Consider the following 16,345-nt stretch of genomic DNA (forward strand, 5'->3'; position numbering starts at 1 on the left):
TCCGCTCGGGAGGGCTTGGGTTGTATGTGTGAGGAAGGTTGTTCTGAAGGCCCAACCGAAGCTGGGCCAAGGAATCAGAACTTGAAGGTGGTCTGAACCAGGCCACCGAAGACGCCGAGGGACTTGTAGTCGCCGTTGACGTTCTGGGTGTCGTCACCGAAGGGACGGCTCAGCCAGTAGATGGCTGGGGTGATCTGGATGTTGTCGGTGACCTGGAAGCTGTACCAGAGCTCCATGGCGTAACCGCCGTCAGCCACGAAGTCGTCGTTGCTGTCGTTATCCACATCGAAAACGAACTGGGGCTGACCCACGGCGTAACCCAGAGCGTTGCCTTCCATGAAGACGTCGTTCCAGGTCAGACCCACCATCCAGCTGGCCATGGCCCGCTTGGTGGTGTTGTCATCCCAATCGTCGTTGCCGTTCAGATAGGACGCACCGACACCAGCGCTGATGGAGGGCATCCAGCCGGACTCCTCAGGACGCCAGAAGCCGTGGAAAGACCAGCTGTGGCTATCAGCATTGGTGCGCTCGTCTTCACCATTGACTTCAACGGTGCAAGGAGTACCGAACTTGTCACTCTTGGCGAACTCAGTGGCGGTGCGGAACTTGGCACCACACTGGCCGTAGCGGTAACCACCGGCGAAGCCCCACTGCTTGTTGCCGTAGGCAATCTGAGTGGTGATGTTGCCTTGGGAGTTGTCGGTCATGAAGCCACCCGTGTTGGGGTTGCTGTTATTACCCTCTCCGTCGTCAGCAACGTAGTTCGCAGCCACGGTGAAGTAGGCGTCGCCCTTCTCCACTTGCTTCTTGTTGGTGTAGATGGCACCGAAACCAGCGCCCATCTCCTTGTTCCAGACTCCAGGGGTGCCCAGGGAGCCGCCGAAGAAGTCGAGGATCTTGCTGCCACCTTTGGCGTAGGCGCTGGCCTTGTAGCCCATCATCTCGGTGTTGCGGGTCAAAGGACCGGCTTGGATGGTGAAGCTATCGCCGAGGGGGAAGCGGTAGTAGAGACGATCAACCTCAACAGCGCTATCGGAAGCGGCAGCGGTATCGAGCTTGTTCAGAGCAACGCCGTTGCCTTCCCAGGCAGCGTTGTCCATGTTGCCTGCGCGCAGGCGGGTGTAGAGCAGATCCTTACCGGTGAAGGAGGTCTTCAGGCCGAGACGCAGGTCGTAGCTGAAGGAGAAGGCGCCGTACTCAGCGTTGTAAGCATCACGGGCACCCTTTTCGCCACCGGTGTTGTAGTTGTCACCTTTGGCGCGCGTTGCACCAGCCACCCAGACGGTTTTGGCCTTGAGCTTGGTGGTGGTGGAGAACTGGGTTGCTTCCAGTTCGCCGACGCGGGCCTCGAGGCCGTCAACGCGACCCTTGAGGATGGCCAGCTCGGTTTCGAATTCCTTGAGCAGGCGACGCAGCTCGTCGGTCACTTCGGTGACGCGGTCGAGGCAGGCGTTCAGCAGGGCAGCCGCTTCGTAGCGGGTCATGGCCCGGTTGCCACGGAAGCTGCCGTTGGGGTAACCAGCGACGCAGCCGTAGGTCTCCACCAGGTTGGCCAGAGCCTGATAGGCCCAGTCGGTGGGGTAAACGTCAGAGAATTGGGTGACGCTGGTGACCTGATCAGCGGAAGCCGCGTAATCAGAAACGCCGTTGATGTTCAGCTCGGCGGCATTGGCACCGGAGGCCAGAAGGCCAAGGGCGGCAGGAGCCACCAGCAGTTGCTGGAAAAGCTTCATTTTGGGTTCTCACACCAAGAGAAAAGTGCCGGCAAGACATGCCAGCGGCTCCACGCTATTGGCGCCTGATCACCATGTCGGTAACAGCAACCCAAGGGTTGTTTATGTATCGGTTAAGACCATTTCTTGCGGACTCCGGAGCGAAAAAAAGCTCCCCACCGAGGTGGAGAGCTGAAGAATCTGAAGAGGACGAGACCCCAGCAGGGGCCTCAAACCAAGGATCAGAACTTGAACTGGGTCTTGATCAGACCGCTGAAGGCCTCCATGCCGTTGGAGCCCTGCTCGGGGTAGGGCTTGCTCAGGTAGGTGATCGCAGGGGTGACGGAGATGTTGTCGGTGACCTGGAACTTGTAGAAGAGCTCCCAGGCGAAACCGGCTTCTTCGTTCAGATCGCCATCATCGGATTCAGCAATCCAGGTGGGCTGGCCGACTGCGACGCCGAGGGAGTTGCCTTCAATGAAGGCGTCACTCCACTCAAGGCCGACGTACCAGGAGTTGGTGTAAACGTCGTCGTTAAGGTACTCAGCCCAGGTGCCGCCATAACCAGCACTGATGGAGGGGATGATTCCGGAATCCTCGGGCATCCACCATGCACTCACACCAAAGGAATCGGTGTTCGAAGATGCGGAAGCGGCAGCTGCACCGGCAGTGGCGTTACCCACATAGAGACCAGGGCCATTTTCGCCACTTGCGTAGGTGTAAGCAGCAGCAATACCCCAGTTCTCAGGCGCGTAAGCGATCTGAGTGGTAGCAGAGGAACCAGCACCATCAGTCATGAAGCCACCCGTGTTCGGGTTGCTGTCATTCGCGTTGGTGGAGAGGTAGCTGGTGGAGATGCTGAAGTCGTCAGACGTCCAGTAGATACCAGCACCACCGCCCATGGCCAGGTTGTAGGCGCCAGGAGCACCGGCGTAGGTGAAGAAGTCGTACGTCATCGCAGCGGGATAAGCGCTGGGCCAGACGGGCAGCATGTCGTCCATACGGACCACAGGACCACCAACCACGGTGAAGTCACCGATGGGGAAGCTGTAATACAGGCGGTTAACGTTCACGGTGTCACCCGTGTCGATGGCGTATTCCTGAGAGAAAAGATCGCCGTAGACGTTGGCCACGTTGCCTGAACGCAGGCGGGTGTACAGCAGGTCCTTGCCGGTGAAGGAGGTCTCCAGGTTCAGCGCCAGGTTGTAGCTGAAGGAGGTACCGCCGCTATTGGACTTGAAAGCCTTGCTTCCCTTGTCCCAGGCAGTAGCAGCACCGAAGACCCAGTCCGCTTTACCTTTCAGCTTGGTGGTGGTGGAGAACTGGGTTGCTTCCAGTTCGCCGACGCGGGCCTCGAGGCCGTCAACGCGACCCTTGAGGATGGCCAGCTCGGTTTCGAATTCCTTGAGCAGGCGACGCAGCTCGTCGGTCACTTCGGTGACGCGGTCGAGGCAAGCGTTCAGCAGGGCAGCCGCTTCATAGCGGGTCATGGCCCGGTTGCCACGGAAGGTGCCGTTGGGGTAACCGGCGACGCAGCCGTAGGTCTCCACCAGGTTGGCCAGAGCCTGATAGGCCCAGTCGGTGGGATAAACGTCAGAGAATTGGGTGACGCTGGTGACCTGATCAGCGGAAGCCGCGTAATCAGAAACGCCGTTGATGTTCAGCTCGGCGGCATTGGCGCCAGAGGCCAGAAGGCCAAGGGCGGCGGGAGCCACCAGCAGTTGCTGGAAAAGCTTCATTGAATTCCTCACACAGGAAATAGGCGCAGTTGCGCCAATCCGCATGGTGGGAGCTAACCAGCCCTTAACCATCCCGCAATGTGCCGGTAATCCAAGCGACAGGTATCAACGGCTTCTGTTTCGAATTGAAACTGTAGGAATTGACACCTAAACAAGGTTCACGCGTTCAACACACCGCCTGTGGCGATGAACCGCAATCGGCGTTTTTCCCGAGGTTCAAAACCAAGGCATGGCCAGCGGCACTCGCTTCCCATTTCAAAAACGATGCCCCCGCCCAGAAATCCGGACGGGGGCTCTCGCCGGGTCCGCTTTTGCCGCGGAACCGGATGATCAGTCAGAAGGCGCCGTTCAGCCGGCGTTCTCCGCGATCAGCAGACCCTGAATCAAACAACTGGAAATCATGGACACCTCCTCCTGAAGGATTGTGAATGCCGGCAACGCGTTCGGAGTTGTGGACACCTCCCGAAGGAAGCACTCACCTCTCCACGCCGCTGCATCCTGAACACCAGGACCATACTCAGTTTTTGATGTGAAGAGGGGCCCCATGCGCTCCGGCTCAGCTCCTGACGCAGCACCCTGGATCGCATTGGTGGCGCTCGGCATAGCCGCTGCCGTGCTGGCTCTGATCGGCCTCGGCGATCTCCCCTTGCGGGACTTCGATGAGGCCACCATGGCCCGGGTGGCCCTCGAACTTCGCCACGGCCTCGGGGAAGCCCCGTTGCTGCCCACCCTCTGGGACAAGCCCTACCTCAACAAGGCACCTGGTCTGCACAGCCTGATCGCCCTCGTGATCGGCGCCACAACACAGCACAACCAGCTCCCTTCGGAGTGGACGATCCGTCTGGCACCCGCCTTGCTGTCGTGCCTGGTGGTGCCCCTTGGAGGCTGGCTGCAATGGACGCTGCGGCCGGGAGATCGTTCCAGCGCCCTCGCCACCAGCGTGATTCTGCTGACGCTGTTGCCGGTGGCCCGGCACGGACGTCTGGCCATGCTGGATGGCACGCAGCTGACAGCCATGGCTCTGCTGTGGCTGGCCCTGCTGCAGCTCAAGGGCAGCCGCAGCAGTGCACTCTGGGGGGCCGTCGCCGGCCTGATGGCCAGCGCCATGCTGCTGCTCAAAGCCCCGCTGCTGGTGCCCGCAGCGGTGGCCGCCGGTTTGGCACTGGCCTGGGGCCAGGAATGGAAATCCTGGACCAACAAGTCGGCAGCCCTGATCGGGATGCTGCTGGGCCTGGTGCCGGGAGTCGGGTGGCATCTCTGGCATGCCCACATCCGGGGGAGCGAAGCGCTCTGGCTCTGGGGCGGAGATGGGGCTGGGAGGGTGCTTCTGGATGCTGGCGAAGGCAGTGACCTGGGCTGGCGGGTCCCGCTGATCGAAGTGCTGGAGGGGGGCTGGCCCTGGCTGCCGCTGCTGCCCTTTGCCCTGGTCTGGGCCTGGCGATGGCGTCAGAGCCGCTGGGGCCGCTGGTCGCTGGCCAGCCTGCTCACCCTGGCCGGGGCCATTCTTCCGCTGCGCACCCAGCTCCCCTGGTACAGCCACCCGCTCTGGTTGCCCATCGCTCTTCTTTGCGCTCCGCTGCTGGCCTGGCTGGTGGAGCGACCCTCTTCTTCGTCGAATTCACCTGGCAACCCACAGCCCCCCTGGCGCTGGTTACTGATGCAGCTTCCTTTTTTCTGGTGCGGGCTCGGAATGCTGCTTCTGCTGCTTTGGCTGAGCAGCTTCAGCAGCATCGGCAGCAGCCTTGTGCCCTACCGCGGCCTGGCGGTTGTGCTGGGCCTCGGCTGGTGTGGCGGCGGATGGTGGCTGCGCTCTGGCGCACCACAGCGACGACGCCTGGGGGTGATCAGCCTCAGCTGCGGCAATGTGGCAGCGCTGACCCTGCTGTTTCACTCCCCCCTGTGGTTGTGGGAGCTCAACGAAACCTGGCCCGTGCAACCGGTGGCAGCCCTGGCCAGAGCCAACCCTGGAGGCGAGATCAGGCTGAAGGGTTACGACGAACGCCCCAGCCTCAACTGGTATGCCGAACAACGCATTCAGCGCTTCAAAGGTGGCCCAGGCCGCCGTCTCAGCGACAAGCCACAGAAGGACTGCATCACCGAAGGCCAAGCGGGGCGATGGACTCTGGCCAACTGTCGGTAGCCTGAGCCCGACTGGAGCGCACTGTGTCGTCCACCGCGGAACGTGAAGGACTGACAAGCCACAACGGCCTGTCCATCGTGCTGCCCACATTCAATGAAGGTGGTTCCATCCGCCAGGTGATCGAATCCCTGCTTCACCTGGGGACGGATCATCCGCTCGAAATCCTGATCGTCGATGACGATTCCCGCGATGGCACCCCAGATCTGGTTCGCGCCCTGGCCCGCCAGGACCCCAGGATCCGGATCATCCAACGGGTGGGACGCTCCGGGCTGGCCAGCGCCATCAAGGAAGGCCTGATCGCAGCCCTCTATCCCACCGCTGTGGTGATGGACAGCGATGGACAGCACGAACCGACCTCCGTGGGCGAAGCCGTGCAGCTGCTGGATCGCGAGGGACTGGACCTGGTGGCCGGGAGCCGCTTCCTCGACCGCTCCGAAATCCGAGGCCTCAGCGATCGACGCACCGATGGCTCCACCCTCGCCAACCGTCTGGCCCGTTGGAGCCTGCCCAGGTCCTACCGGCACCTGAGCGATTGCATGAGCGGCTTCATCGTGCTGCGCCTCAAGCGCTGCCTGCCACTGGTGCGTCAGGTAGACGTGAATGGTTTCAAATTCTTCTACGAACTCCTGGCCATCAGTCGCGGCCGCCTGCAGGTGGGAGAAATCCCACTGCGTTTTCAGCCAAGGCTGCATGGCAGTTCCAAGCTCGATCTCGCCGTCCTCTGGGACTTCGTCGTGTCCCTGATTCACACCGCAACCCTGCGGCTGCTCCCGCGTCGGGCCATCAGCTTCGGGCTTGTGGGCGCCTCAGGCGTGGTGGTGCAGTTGCTGTCCACAGCACTGCTGATGAGCCTGTTCGACCTGGCGTTTCAACAGGCGCTTCCTGTGGCTGTGATCACCGCCGCAAGCTCGAACTATCTGGTGAACAATGCCCTCACCTTCCGCGACCGGCGCCTGAGCGGAGGGCAATTGATCCGAGGGTTGCTGAAGTTCCTGCTGGTGGCCTCCCTGCCGGCCCTTGCCAACGTTGGCCTGGCCACCAGTTTCTACACCCTGATCCAGGCCCACACGCTCTGGGCCCAGTTGGCGGGCATTGTTGTCGTCTACGTCTGGAACTATGCGGCGTCATCCCGCTTCGTCTGGAACAACCCCTAAGCGGGCCTGGCTGCCCATCGGCCTTGGAAGCCTGCTGCGGCTGGTGCAGATCTGGATGCCGGTGCTGGGGGTTCACAGCTGGCGGCAAGCCGACACCGCGGCCATGGCCAGGCATTTCAGCCTGGCGGGCACACCGATCTGGCTGCCGCAGGTCGACTGGAGCGGTGCAAGTGCCGGCTTTGTGGAGTCGGAATTTCCCCTCTACCCCTTTCTGGTGAGCCGCCTTTACAGCCTGATCGGCGTCCAGGAGTGGCTGGGCCGTGGTCTGTCGGTGCTCTGCAGCGCCTTGACCATCTGGCTGGTGATGCGCCTGGGCCGGCGTTGGTTCAGCCCCGAAGCCGGTTGGTGGGCGGGCCTGGCCTTTGCCATCGCACCATTGGGGGTGTATTTCGGGCGCGCCTTTCAGGCCGAAGCCCTGTTGCTCCTCTGTGCCGCAGGGGCCCTGGAGAGCCTGAGCCTCTGGCGTGAGCGACGTTTGCCCTGGACCCTGGCTCTGAGCTGGGTGTGCTTCACCAGCGCTGGCCTGATCAAGGTGATTCCACTCCTCTGGTTGGGGCTGCCCCTGCTGATGGTGCAGCTCAGCTCGAACCCGCAAGGCCAGGCCCCACCCCTGCAGACCTTGCCCAGACGCGTGCTTCGTCTGCTGGGGCATCCAGGCTTCTGGCTCTACATCGGCACCAGCCTGATGGCGATCGCCGGCTGGTACTGGCATGCCCATCAACTGGGACAGACCAGTGGTCTGAGCTTCGGGTTCTGGGGGTCGGGAACCGATCGCAGCAGCATCAGTCTTCTGCTGGACCTCAACGGCTGGATCAACCTGCTGCTGCGGGTGAGCCTGCGGCTCCTGGCACTGGTGGGGGTGCCGTTTCTGCTGATCGGCCTCAAGGCGAGCTGGCGCAGCGGCGGCGGGCAGATCACGATCAGCAGCTTGGTGGGGGTGCTGCTCTGCACAATCGCCACCATGCGCTCGAGCACGATTCACGAGTACTACCAGCTGCCGCTGCTGCTGTTCAGTTCCCCACTGATCGGCTTGGGCTGGCAGACCTGGCACCAGCAGCGGCCCCGCTGGCAGCCTCGGCTGTTGCTGAGCCTTGCTCTGGTGGTGAGCCTCACGGTGCTTTCCCTGGATTACTGGGCGGTGGAGCATCGCCAGCGAGAGGCGTGGATGCCCTTGGCCCTCACCATCCGCAGGGATCTGCCCAGCGACGCGCGGATTGTGAGTGTCACCAGCACCGATCCCACCCTGCTCAACCTGGCCCGCCGTCAGGGCTGGCTGATCTCCAGCAAACAACTGACGCCGGAGCGACTGCAGCGCTGGAAACAAGCTGGAGCCAGCCATCTGGCCGGGAGCTTCGTGTGGGACAAAACCTACCGGCCGATGCCGCAGCGGCGGCAACAGCTCCTGCGGGAGATGGTGGAGGCAAGCCCCCATGCCTGGGTTGACTCACACAGCCAGACCTATCTGATCCCGATTGATGACCTCCAGCCCCGACGCTGACTCCCGGCCATCGCAGCCGCGGGGCTGTCCTCCGCTGCTGCTGGCGCTTTGCGCAGGGCTGGGCCTGCTGCTCTGGGGCGTTGCAGCGGCACGCCATGGCCTGCTGCAAAGCAATGCCTACGACCTGGGGCTGTTCGATCAGTGGGCCTGGCTGATCGGATCGGGAGCGGCACCGATCTCCTCGATGGAGCAGGTGCATGTGCTGGCCGATCACGGGGCCTGGATGCTCTATCTGGCGGGCGCGGCCTATCTAGTCCTGCCCAGCATCCATTGGCTCCTGGCCAGTCAGGCCCTGGCCCTGAGTTGCACCGCACTGCCGGTTTGGTGGCTGGCGAAGCAGGCTGGTTTGGGACCTCGGCAGTGCTGGCTGGCCTGCAGCCTCTGGTGGCTGCAGCCGGTGGTGTTCAACACAGCTCTGTTTGATTTCCACCCCGAAACCTGGGTGATGCCGGCCTTTACCCTGGCGCTCTGGGCCGAGCGCAACGGCCGCTCCCGGCTCTGGTTTGGCTTGCTGCTGCTGATGCTGGGCTGCCGCGATGGCTTGGTGCTGATCACAGCAGGCATGGCCATCGATCTTGCGTGCCGGCGGCGTTGGTGGTGGAGTCTGGCGGCGGGGGGCCTCAGCATCGGCTGGCTGCTGATGCTCAGCCGTTGGCTCTATCCACTGCTAAGGGATGGCGACGGTCCGAAGGCCGCATCGCGAATGTTCAGCCATTTGAACGGCGATCCGCTGACGGTTCTCAGTGGCCTGGATTGGGCCGGAGGAGCGGAATATCTGCTGCTGCTTTGCCTGCCCTGCATCGCCCTGTGGCGGCGGGACTCCCTCAGCACGTTGCTGATCGGGCTGCCGTTGGTGCTGGTGAATCTGCTCTCCGCATCCGCCAGCTACCGCACCCTGGTGCATCACTACAGCCTGCCGCTGGCGTTGGTGGCCGTGGTGGCCTGCATTGATGCCCTGCGGGGGCAACCCCAACCCCAGCGGGGCTTTCCCTGGATGCTGTGCTGGGCCACGGCCTGTTGGCTGGCGCTGGCCAAGCCCTGGTTCTTCTCCGGGCCCTATCTGACCCGAGTGCCCCAGCTGCAAGGAGTCAATGAGGCCCGGGCTCTGATCCAATCGCAGGATGCCGTGCTGACCACCAGTTACCTGGTGCCACAGCTCAGCCAGCGCACCAACATCGGCTTCCCCAAGAACAAGCAAAGTCCAACCCACAAGGCTGGGCCTTGGAACGTGCTGCTGCTCAATCCAAATGACCCGGGCTGGGGGTCAAGCCGCACAGTGCAGAAGACGTTGCTTACTCAAGCCAGGGACAGGAACTGGAGCTGTCGGAACTGGCCGTCGGGTCTGGAGCTGTGTCGGGCACCTGCCGCTGCAGAACAACAGCCCCGCCGCGGCAATGCACCAAGCGATAGTCGCCCGACGCCTTGAGCTTCCGCAGTTCCCGCTGAATGCGCTGCTGTTTGTTGCGGGATCCCTTGAACACTGGAGCCAACGGCGTGTGATAGCCGGGCATGGCCACCACCCATTCCGCCGGTTGAACGCGGCCCTGGCGATCGCGGTACTGAACATGCCGAGGGAAACGAATCGCCGCCTCTCGCTGGGCCAACAACGGCAGCAAAGGCGTATCGGCAGCAACGCTGGAATCCGCTGGAATCAGCGCCACAGCCTGTGAAGCCGCCTCGCGGCGGTTCAGCATTTGCTGAGGAGACACATAGGCCCACGGAGAAAAGCTGTCGGGGATGACGGCCGAAAGGGTGCGGTGGGGGTTCCCCACCAGCGTGAGCACCAGGCCAAGCGACAGGGCCGCGGTCCAACAACGGCGCAGCCAGGGCTTCGACCAGCCCTCCGGATGACGTTGCCACCAGAGCACAGCACCGAGATAAAGGCCGGGCACCAGAGCCAGCACGTAGCGCAGGGTGACGGACAAGGCCGATCGCCCTTGGGAGAGCAAAGCAATCAACAGCGGGGCCAGCATCAGCAAAGCGGCATCCACCGAGAACAGGGGCACCAGCACCAGCGGCAGGCTCAACGCCAGCACAAAGCCGAGGGTTGCCCCCGGCGGCGACACCAACGCTTCGAGCAACGCCAAAGGCTGGCGCAGCATGGCCCAAAGCACAGAAACCGTTCCCCCCGATGGGTCATCCACCAGATGGCCGAACTTCTCCTTCAGGAAGCGATCCGACAACGAGGAGTCCACCATCGGCTGAATCCAACCGGTGACCAGCACGACCCAGGCGAAGGACACCCCCATCAGTAAGGCTCCGGTCATACGTTGGTCGGGACGGCGCACCAAGGCCCAGAGGCCAAGGGAAAACAACAGCAAGCCACTGTCTTCTCGCACCAACAGCAACAGAGCGCCAAACAGCCACACCCGCCAACGGCAGCCATCGAGGAGCCCTCCCACCACGAGAAAGGCCAACAGGGGCAGCCAAACCAGATCGTGAAAGTTCTCGAGAGCCGGGCCAATCACCGCACCACTGAGGAAGTAGGCGAGGGTGATCCGTTCAGCCAGGGGCCGCGGAAGGCGGGAGTCAGCCAATCGCCACAGCACCAGACCTGCGGCAGTGAGCAGGCCCACCTGAAGCAACGGCAGCGCCCACATCCCGAACACAGCCACGAGGGGGGCCATCAGCACGGTTAAGACGTTGGCGTGCTGCCCCAGGTGCAAGTAATCGATGGACGGGAGACCATCGCCGACCACCACCGCCCCCGACAACACCGACGACAGGCTGCTTTCAAAGGGGCGACCCTGCGCCGTGGCCCAGAGCTCCTGCAGAAACAGGGCTTGGTCATAGGTGGCGCTGAGGCTGAACAGCCGCCAGGCCTGCAGCCCAAAACAGATCAGGGCAAACAGACCTGCCATCGCCAACACCTTGCGTGGCCAACGGGTTGGGGAGGACGCATCTATGCCGCTGGGTCGACGCATGCAGCCGTCCTTGAAGGATTTTGGGCAGGTTACGGAGCGTGCTGCACGGGGCCAAGCAGCACGCGCGTGCGCAACAACAACAGATAAATGGAGGCGTAGAGCACCAGCTCACCCCACTCCTGATCCCGATTGAGGATCAGCTCGGAGCAGGTGCGCGTCGCAATGCAGAACGCCAGTGCAGAAACCGCCAGGAACAGCGGCCAGCTGTAGACCGCGGGAGTGAGGGCCCGAGTCACGGCCGCCATCGATTCAGAACAGTTTTTTGTGAGCGCTCCCATCCAGCGCGGCGCCAGAACCACAACAGCCAAAACCCCAAGGGTCGCCAGGAAGGTGCCCAGATCCAGTCGTTCCTGAAACCAGCCGATGTTGTGCAGAGTCGTCTCGTTCTGCGCGTTGATCTCGTTCAACAAGGGCGGGGTCCGCCAGCTGAAGATCACCTGGCCCCAGGCGAGCTCCTCAATCAACACCAGGGCAAGACATGCCGCGCCGCCCTGGAACAGCCGACCGGGGCGGCGTTCCTGCAAACGCGCATTCAAGTCGGAGCCGATCAACCAGGCCGTCCGGCTGGCGAGCACAAGCACCAGCACCTGGCACCACTCCACCAGGCCACCCTCGCCAAACACCAGATTTTTGTAGGCGTCACGGTCCGGCGAGCCGGTCTTCAAGCCGACAACCAGCAGAACCACAAGCGCCAGCAGACCCCACACCGCACGGGTGCGGCTCCCATGGGCCCTCGGATCGGCAACCGACAGCAACCGCAACAGCGCCTGAGAACGGGTGGCCCAAACCGCCAGTCCCGTGCTCACCCCCGCCACAACACCCCAACCGAGATCAGGTTGGGAACCACCAGAGGCAGACATCACCAGCTGCACGGCCACCGTTAACAGCGATGCAGCCGCCACCACCAGAAACAATGAAGCGATGGCTGTTTTGAGGGCGCGACCCCGTGTGTAGATCACAGCCACCAAGCCATCCCTTGCATAAAGCGCAGGTTAAGCAGAGGTTTAGAACCGAACTCTGAGACCGGGGTTCACCCTCCGCACAAGCCAACCGTGATTCAGCAACCCAATGCAGCGGATCCAGGCCAGATCGGAATCATTCCGCTGACGCCACGATCGATCCGAAAGCTGCTGATGGCCATCACCGCAGGGCTCTTGCTGGCCCACAGCATCGTGCAAGTGGGCATTTACGGCTTCGGGGCGGAGAAGCATTGGCTGGACAGCCTCAACATGGACCGCGAACTCAACCTGCCCACCCTGTTCAGCAGCGCGCTGTTGCTGATGGCGGCCCTGTTGATGCAACGACTGGGGCAGAGCAGTGATCGCATCGCTGCCCAGGACTGGCGTTTACTGTCGAAAATTTTCATTTTTCTGGCACTCGACGAAGCCCTTCAGATCCACGAGATCCTGATCATTCCAGGGCTCAGGCACCAGGTGCACCCAGCTCTGGCATCCACCTGGGTGGTGCCTTACGCCGTGCTCGCCCTCATCCTGCTGTGGCGCTTTCGCCGCTTCCTCGGCTCAATCTCCCGAGCAACGGCATCACGGTTGCTGCGATCAGGGGCCGTCTACATCGGCGGTGCCATCGGCATGGAGATGATCGGCAGCTTCGCCGTTCGATCGAATCTGATCCGACTGCATAGCCCCTGGTATGGCGCCATTACAGGCCTGGAGGAAGCGCTGGAACTGCTTGGCATCGTTCTGCTCATCGATGCACTGTTGCGAGCGCTGCTCGATCAACGCAACGGCCTCGATCTCACCTTGCGTCTGGGACCTGATTCAGACAGCAACTGAACCAAAAAAAAACCGCCCGGTTGGGCGGTTGAGGAAAAAATCGGCCTTGTGATCAGAGGGCGTTGCCGCGGGGCAGAACCTCTTCAGGGAAGACGAAGTTTTCGTGCGGCTGGTCAGCCGGTGCCATCCAGGCACGCAGACCTTCATTCAGAAGGATGTTCTTGGTGTAGAAGGTCTCGAATTCGGGATCTTCTGCAGCGCGGATTTCCTGGGACACGAAGTCATAGGCGCGCAGGTTGAGGGCCAGGCCGATGATGCCGATGGAGCTGGTCCACAGGCCCATCACAGGCACGAACAGCATGAAGAAGTGCAGCCAGCGCTTGTTGGAGAAGGCAATACCGAAGATCTGACTCCAGAAGCGGTTGGCGGTGACCATGGAATAGGTCTCTTCTTCCTGGGTGGGCTCGAACGCCTTGAAGGTGTTGGCCTGCTCACCGTCCTCAAACAGGGTGTTTTCCACGGTGGCGCCGTGAATGGCGCAGAGCAGTGCACCGCCGAGGATGCCGGCGACGCCCATCATGTGGAAGGGGTTCAGGGTCCAGTTGTGGAAACCCTGGAGGAAGAGAAGGAAGCGGAAGATCGCAGCCACCCCAAAGGAGGGCGCGAAGAACCAGCTGCTCTGGCCGAGGGGGTACATCAGGAAGACGCTGACGAACACCGCGATCGGACCGGAGAAGGCGATGGCGTTGTAGGGGCGGATGCCGACCAGACGAGCGATCTCGAACTGACGGAGCATGAAGCCGATCAGTGCGAAGGCGCCGTGCAGGGCCACGAAGGCCCAGAGGCCGCCGAGCTGACACCAGCGAACGAAGTCACCCTGGGCTTCAGGGCCCCAGAGCAGCAGCAGGCTGTGACCCATCGCATCAGCGGGGGTGGACACAGCAGCGGTCAGGAAGTTGCAACCTTCCAGGTACGAGGAGGCAATGCCGTGGGTGTACCAGGAGGTGACAAAGGTGGTGCCTGTCAGCCAGCCACCGATGGCCAGGTAGGCCGTTGGGAGAAGAAGGATGCCGGACCAGCCGACAAAAACGAAGCGGTCGCGCTTGAGCCAGTCATCGAGGACGTCAAACCATCCCCGCTGTGGCGCGCGTCCTACAGCGATCGTCATGAGAGGTGCTTCATGATCCGTTACACGGCCGAGCCTAGGGGGTGATCACCGAAATGGGGCGACTCCCCGCACCCTTTTCAAGGGGATGAGTAGAAATGCGCATTTTTGGACCGACGGGATGCCGGTCCCTCCGCGAAGATGACGCATCGCTTCTTTCCAACGCTGTGTACGTCATCGAACTGGCCCTGCGCATGAGTCCTGTCCCGGTGTCTGTTCAGCGCAAGGAGCATGCAGATGCCGATGCGCTGTATCAGCAGATCCGCCAGGCCCTCGAGAACGGCCAACCGCGGCTGCTGGAGCTCACCTGCGAGAAAGTGGAAGGCAAGAAAGTAACGCTGCTGGTCAGTGAGATTCTCGCCGTTCAGCTTTATGAGAAGGCTGCGGCAGCGGGTGGCAGCAAGCGTCCAGGCTTTTCCTTTGATTCCTGACACCTCAACCGCCGAACTGAGTGTTGAGGCCGTCAGCCACCGCTGGCCGAACGGCCAGCAGGCCCTCAACCGTTGCAACCTGGTCATTCCTGGCCCAGGCCTCTGGATGCTGGTGGGCAGCAACGGCAGCGGCAAAAGCACCCTGTTCCGCCTGATTTCAGGACTACTCGAACCCCAGAGCGGACGCATCGCCTGCCGCAGCAAAACGGCCCTGGTGTTTCAGAACCCAGACCATCAGCTGCTGCTCCCCAGTTGCGGCAGCGATCTGATGCTGGGCATGGACCCGGAAAGGCCCCAGCAGCACCGCCTAAGCACCGCGCGCGGCCTGCTGAGCCAGCTTGGCCTCGCCCAACTGGAGAAGCGGCCGATTCACAGCCTCAGCGGCGGCCAGAAACAACGCCTGGCCATTGCCGGAGCCCTGGCCAGTGACGCCGGGCTCCTGCTGCTCGATGAACCGACCGCCCTGCTCGATCCCAGCAGCCAAGCAACCGTGCTGACCACCGTGCAACGGCTTTGCAAGGACCCCGCAAAGCCGATCACGGCGCTGTGGATCACCCACAGGCTTGGGGAATTGGCCTTCGCCGATGGCGCCGCCCGCATGCAGGACGGCCGGATTGGGCCATGGACCCGGGGAACAGAACTGCAACGGCGCTTGCAGGGCGGCACATTCGAGGGGTAAGGTCTTCGGGTCTCATTCCTCGGTAGCTCAGCGGTAGAGCGGTCGACTGTTAATCGATTGGTCGCAGGTTCGAATCCCGCCCGGGGAGTTTCAAAGCCACAGCGCACGCTGTGGCTTTTTTATTGACGAAAAAAGGAATTTCGTGACGGGGGATTGCCGGAAGCGGAAGACTTCCTAAACAGCCGCCGGCGAAAGACAAGCAAAAAAACCGCCAAATCGCTGTTCCTGAAAGCGATTTGCGACAAGCAACTACCTGACGGTCCCTTTATTGAAAATCTGCAGACAGTTGAAAAGCTTGAGAGAATCCGTTCAGCGTTAATCCCTACAGACAAGCGCTCTTTATTTCTCCAGCCGAATTGCCGCCGAACCGATGAAGCCCTGCATCCTGCTAATCGAAGATGACCAGGACATGCGCGACCTGGTCAGCGGCCATTTGGAGCACAGCGGCTTCGATGTGCAGCGCGCCGACGATGGCATCAAGGGTCAGGCTCTTGCGCTCCAGTACACCCCAGATCTGATCCTGCTGGATCTGATGCTGCCCAAGGTGGACGGCCTCACCCTGTGTCAGCGCCTGCGGCGCGACGATCGCACCGCTGGGATTCCGATTCTGATGCTCACGGCTCTTGGCGGCACCAAGGACAAGGTGAGCGGTTTCAACTCAGGAGCCGACGATTACCTGACCAAACCCTTCGACCTGGAAGAGCTTCAGGCGAGGGTCAAAGCTCTGCTTCGTCGCAGTGACCGGGCGCCCGTTGGATCCACCAACCACAACGAAATCCTCAGCTACGGGCCACTCACCCTGGTGCCCGAGCGCTTTGAAGCCATCTGGTTCGATCAACCTGTACGACTCACCCACCTGGAGTTCGAGCTGCTCCATTGCCTGCTTCAGCGTCACGGTCAGACCGTTGCCCCCTCGTTGATCCTCAAAGAGGTGTGGGGCTACGAGCCCGATGACGACATCGAGACCATTCGTGTGCACGTGAGGCACCTGCGCACCAAGCTGGAGCCCGATCCCCGCAAGCCGCGCTTCATCAAGACGGTGTATGGAGCGGGCTACTGCTTGGAACTTCCCACCAGTGCCCAGATGGACGGCCTGGAGGACGTGGTGGCCATGGCCCGCGAAGAGCGCAAGCAGCAGGGCGATCGAGCCTCGGCTTGATCACCCTTAGG

The 16,345-nt window shown here is 62.1% G+C and carries 12 protein-coding genes, 1 tRNA gene and 1 pseudogene; 9 read left to right on the forward strand and 5 right to left on the reverse strand.

Translation table 11 applies throughout. The features are described 5' to 3' along the window. Positions 1–74: 74 nt before the first annotated feature. Both SynRS9907_RS12435 and SynRS9907_RS12440 read right to left on the reverse strand, forming a co-directional pair. Positions 75–1,733 (reverse strand): iron uptake porin, encoded by a 1,659-nt coding sequence (locus SynRS9907_RS12435; RefSeq protein WP_188021224.1) that lies wholly within the window; start codon positions 1,731–1,733, stop codon positions 75–77. Between the two features lie 221 nt (positions 1,734–1,954). Continuing rightward, positions 1,955–3,451, reverse strand: coding sequence for an iron uptake porin (locus tag SynRS9907_RS12440; RefSeq protein ID WP_188021225.1), 1,497 nt, complete (start codon positions 3,449–3,451; stop codon positions 1,955–1,957). A gap of 589 nt (positions 3,452–4,040) precedes the next feature. Between SynRS9907_RS12440 and SynRS9907_RS12445 the strand changes: the two genes are divergently transcribed. The 4 genes from SynRS9907_RS12445 to SynRS9907_RS12460 are packed head-to-tail and all read left to right on the forward strand — an operon-like array spanning position 4,041 to position 9,669. Then, positions 4,041–5,591, forward strand: coding sequence for a glycosyltransferase family 39 protein (locus SynRS9907_RS12445; protein WP_255445916.1), 1,551 nt, complete (start codon positions 4,041–4,043; stop codon positions 5,589–5,591). Between the two features lie 23 nt (positions 5,592–5,614). Further along, positions 5,615–6,745 (forward strand): glycosyltransferase family 2 protein, encoded by a 1,131-nt coding sequence (locus SynRS9907_RS12450; protein ID WP_188021227.1) that lies wholly within the window; start codon positions 5,615–5,617, stop codon positions 6,743–6,745. Beyond that, the gene (locus SynRS9907_RS12455) at positions 6,708–8,243 is read left to right on the forward strand and encodes a glycosyltransferase family 39 protein (protein ID WP_255445917.1); all 1,536 of its coding nucleotides are present in this window, start codon (positions 6,708–6,710) and stop codon (positions 8,241–8,243) included. Before SynRS9907_RS12450 ends, SynRS9907_RS12455 begins: the two co-directional genes overlap by 38 nt. Beyond that, positions 8,221–9,669, forward strand: coding sequence for a DUF2079 domain-containing protein (locus SynRS9907_RS12460; protein ID WP_188021228.1), 1,449 nt, complete (start codon positions 8,221–8,223; stop codon positions 9,667–9,669). The genes SynRS9907_RS12455 and SynRS9907_RS12460 overlap by 23 nt, the downstream gene beginning before the upstream one ends. Before the next feature lie 7 nt (positions 9,670–9,676). Here SynRS9907_RS12460 and SynRS9907_RS12465 read toward each other — a convergent pair. Then, positions 9,677–11,167: pseudogene (locus tag SynRS9907_RS12465) on the reverse strand (DUF2079 domain-containing protein); the annotation flags it as partial. Positions 11,168–11,196: 29 nt separating this feature from the next. Then, on the reverse strand, positions 11,197–12,132 hold the full coding sequence (locus tag SynRS9907_RS12470; RefSeq protein ID WP_188021229.1) for a hypothetical protein: 936 nt from the start codon (positions 12,130–12,132) through the stop codon (positions 11,197–11,199). A gap of 87 nt (positions 12,133–12,219) precedes the next feature. Here SynRS9907_RS12470 and SynRS9907_RS12475 point away from each other — a divergent pair, with 87 nt between their 5' ends. Next, positions 12,220–12,960 carry a hypothetical protein gene (locus tag SynRS9907_RS12475; RefSeq protein WP_255445918.1) on the forward strand — a complete coding sequence of 247 codons (741 nt, stop codon included), beginning with the start codon at positions 12,220–12,222 and terminating at the stop codon, positions 12,958–12,960. Positions 12,961–13,012: 52 nt separating this feature from the next. On the opposite strand, the gene psbD is transcribed toward SynRS9907_RS12475, so the two are convergent. Beyond that, the gene (psbD, locus tag SynRS9907_RS12480) at positions 13,013–14,068 is read right to left on the reverse strand and encodes a photosystem II D2 protein (photosystem q(a) protein) (RefSeq protein ID WP_006851499.1); all 1,056 of its coding nucleotides are present in this window, start codon (positions 14,066–14,068) and stop codon (positions 13,013–13,015) included. Positions 14,069–14,232: 164 nt separating this feature from the next. Between psbD and SynRS9907_RS12485 the strand changes: the two genes are divergently transcribed. From SynRS9907_RS12485 to SynRS9907_RS12505, 4 genes are all read left to right on the forward strand, one after another. Further along, positions 14,233–14,496, forward strand: coding sequence for a hypothetical protein (locus SynRS9907_RS12485; protein WP_188022481.1), 264 nt, complete (start codon positions 14,233–14,235; stop codon positions 14,494–14,496). Continuing rightward, a complete protein-coding gene (locus tag SynRS9907_RS12490) occupies positions 14,438–15,175 on the forward strand; it encodes an ABC transporter ATP-binding protein (RefSeq protein ID WP_370586612.1) in 738 nt (245 codons plus the stop codon). Before SynRS9907_RS12485 ends, SynRS9907_RS12490 begins: the two co-directional genes overlap by 59 nt. Positions 15,176–15,191: 16 nt before the next feature. Beyond that, positions 15,192–15,263: transfer RNA gene (locus tag SynRS9907_RS12495), tRNA-Asn, on the forward strand. Positions 15,264–15,545: 282 nt separating this feature from the next. Next, the gene (locus tag SynRS9907_RS12505) at positions 15,546–16,334 is read left to right on the forward strand and encodes a response regulator transcription factor (RefSeq protein WP_011365307.1); all 789 of its coding nucleotides are present in this window, start codon (positions 15,546–15,548) and stop codon (positions 16,332–16,334) included. The last annotated feature ends 11 nt before the right edge of the window (positions 16,335–16,345 follow it).

Origin of the sequence: Synechococcus sp. RS9907 (assembly GCF_014279615.1) — a bacterium.
Classification (GTDB): Bacteria; Cyanobacteriota; Cyanobacteriia; order PCC-6307; family Cyanobiaceae; genus Parasynechococcus.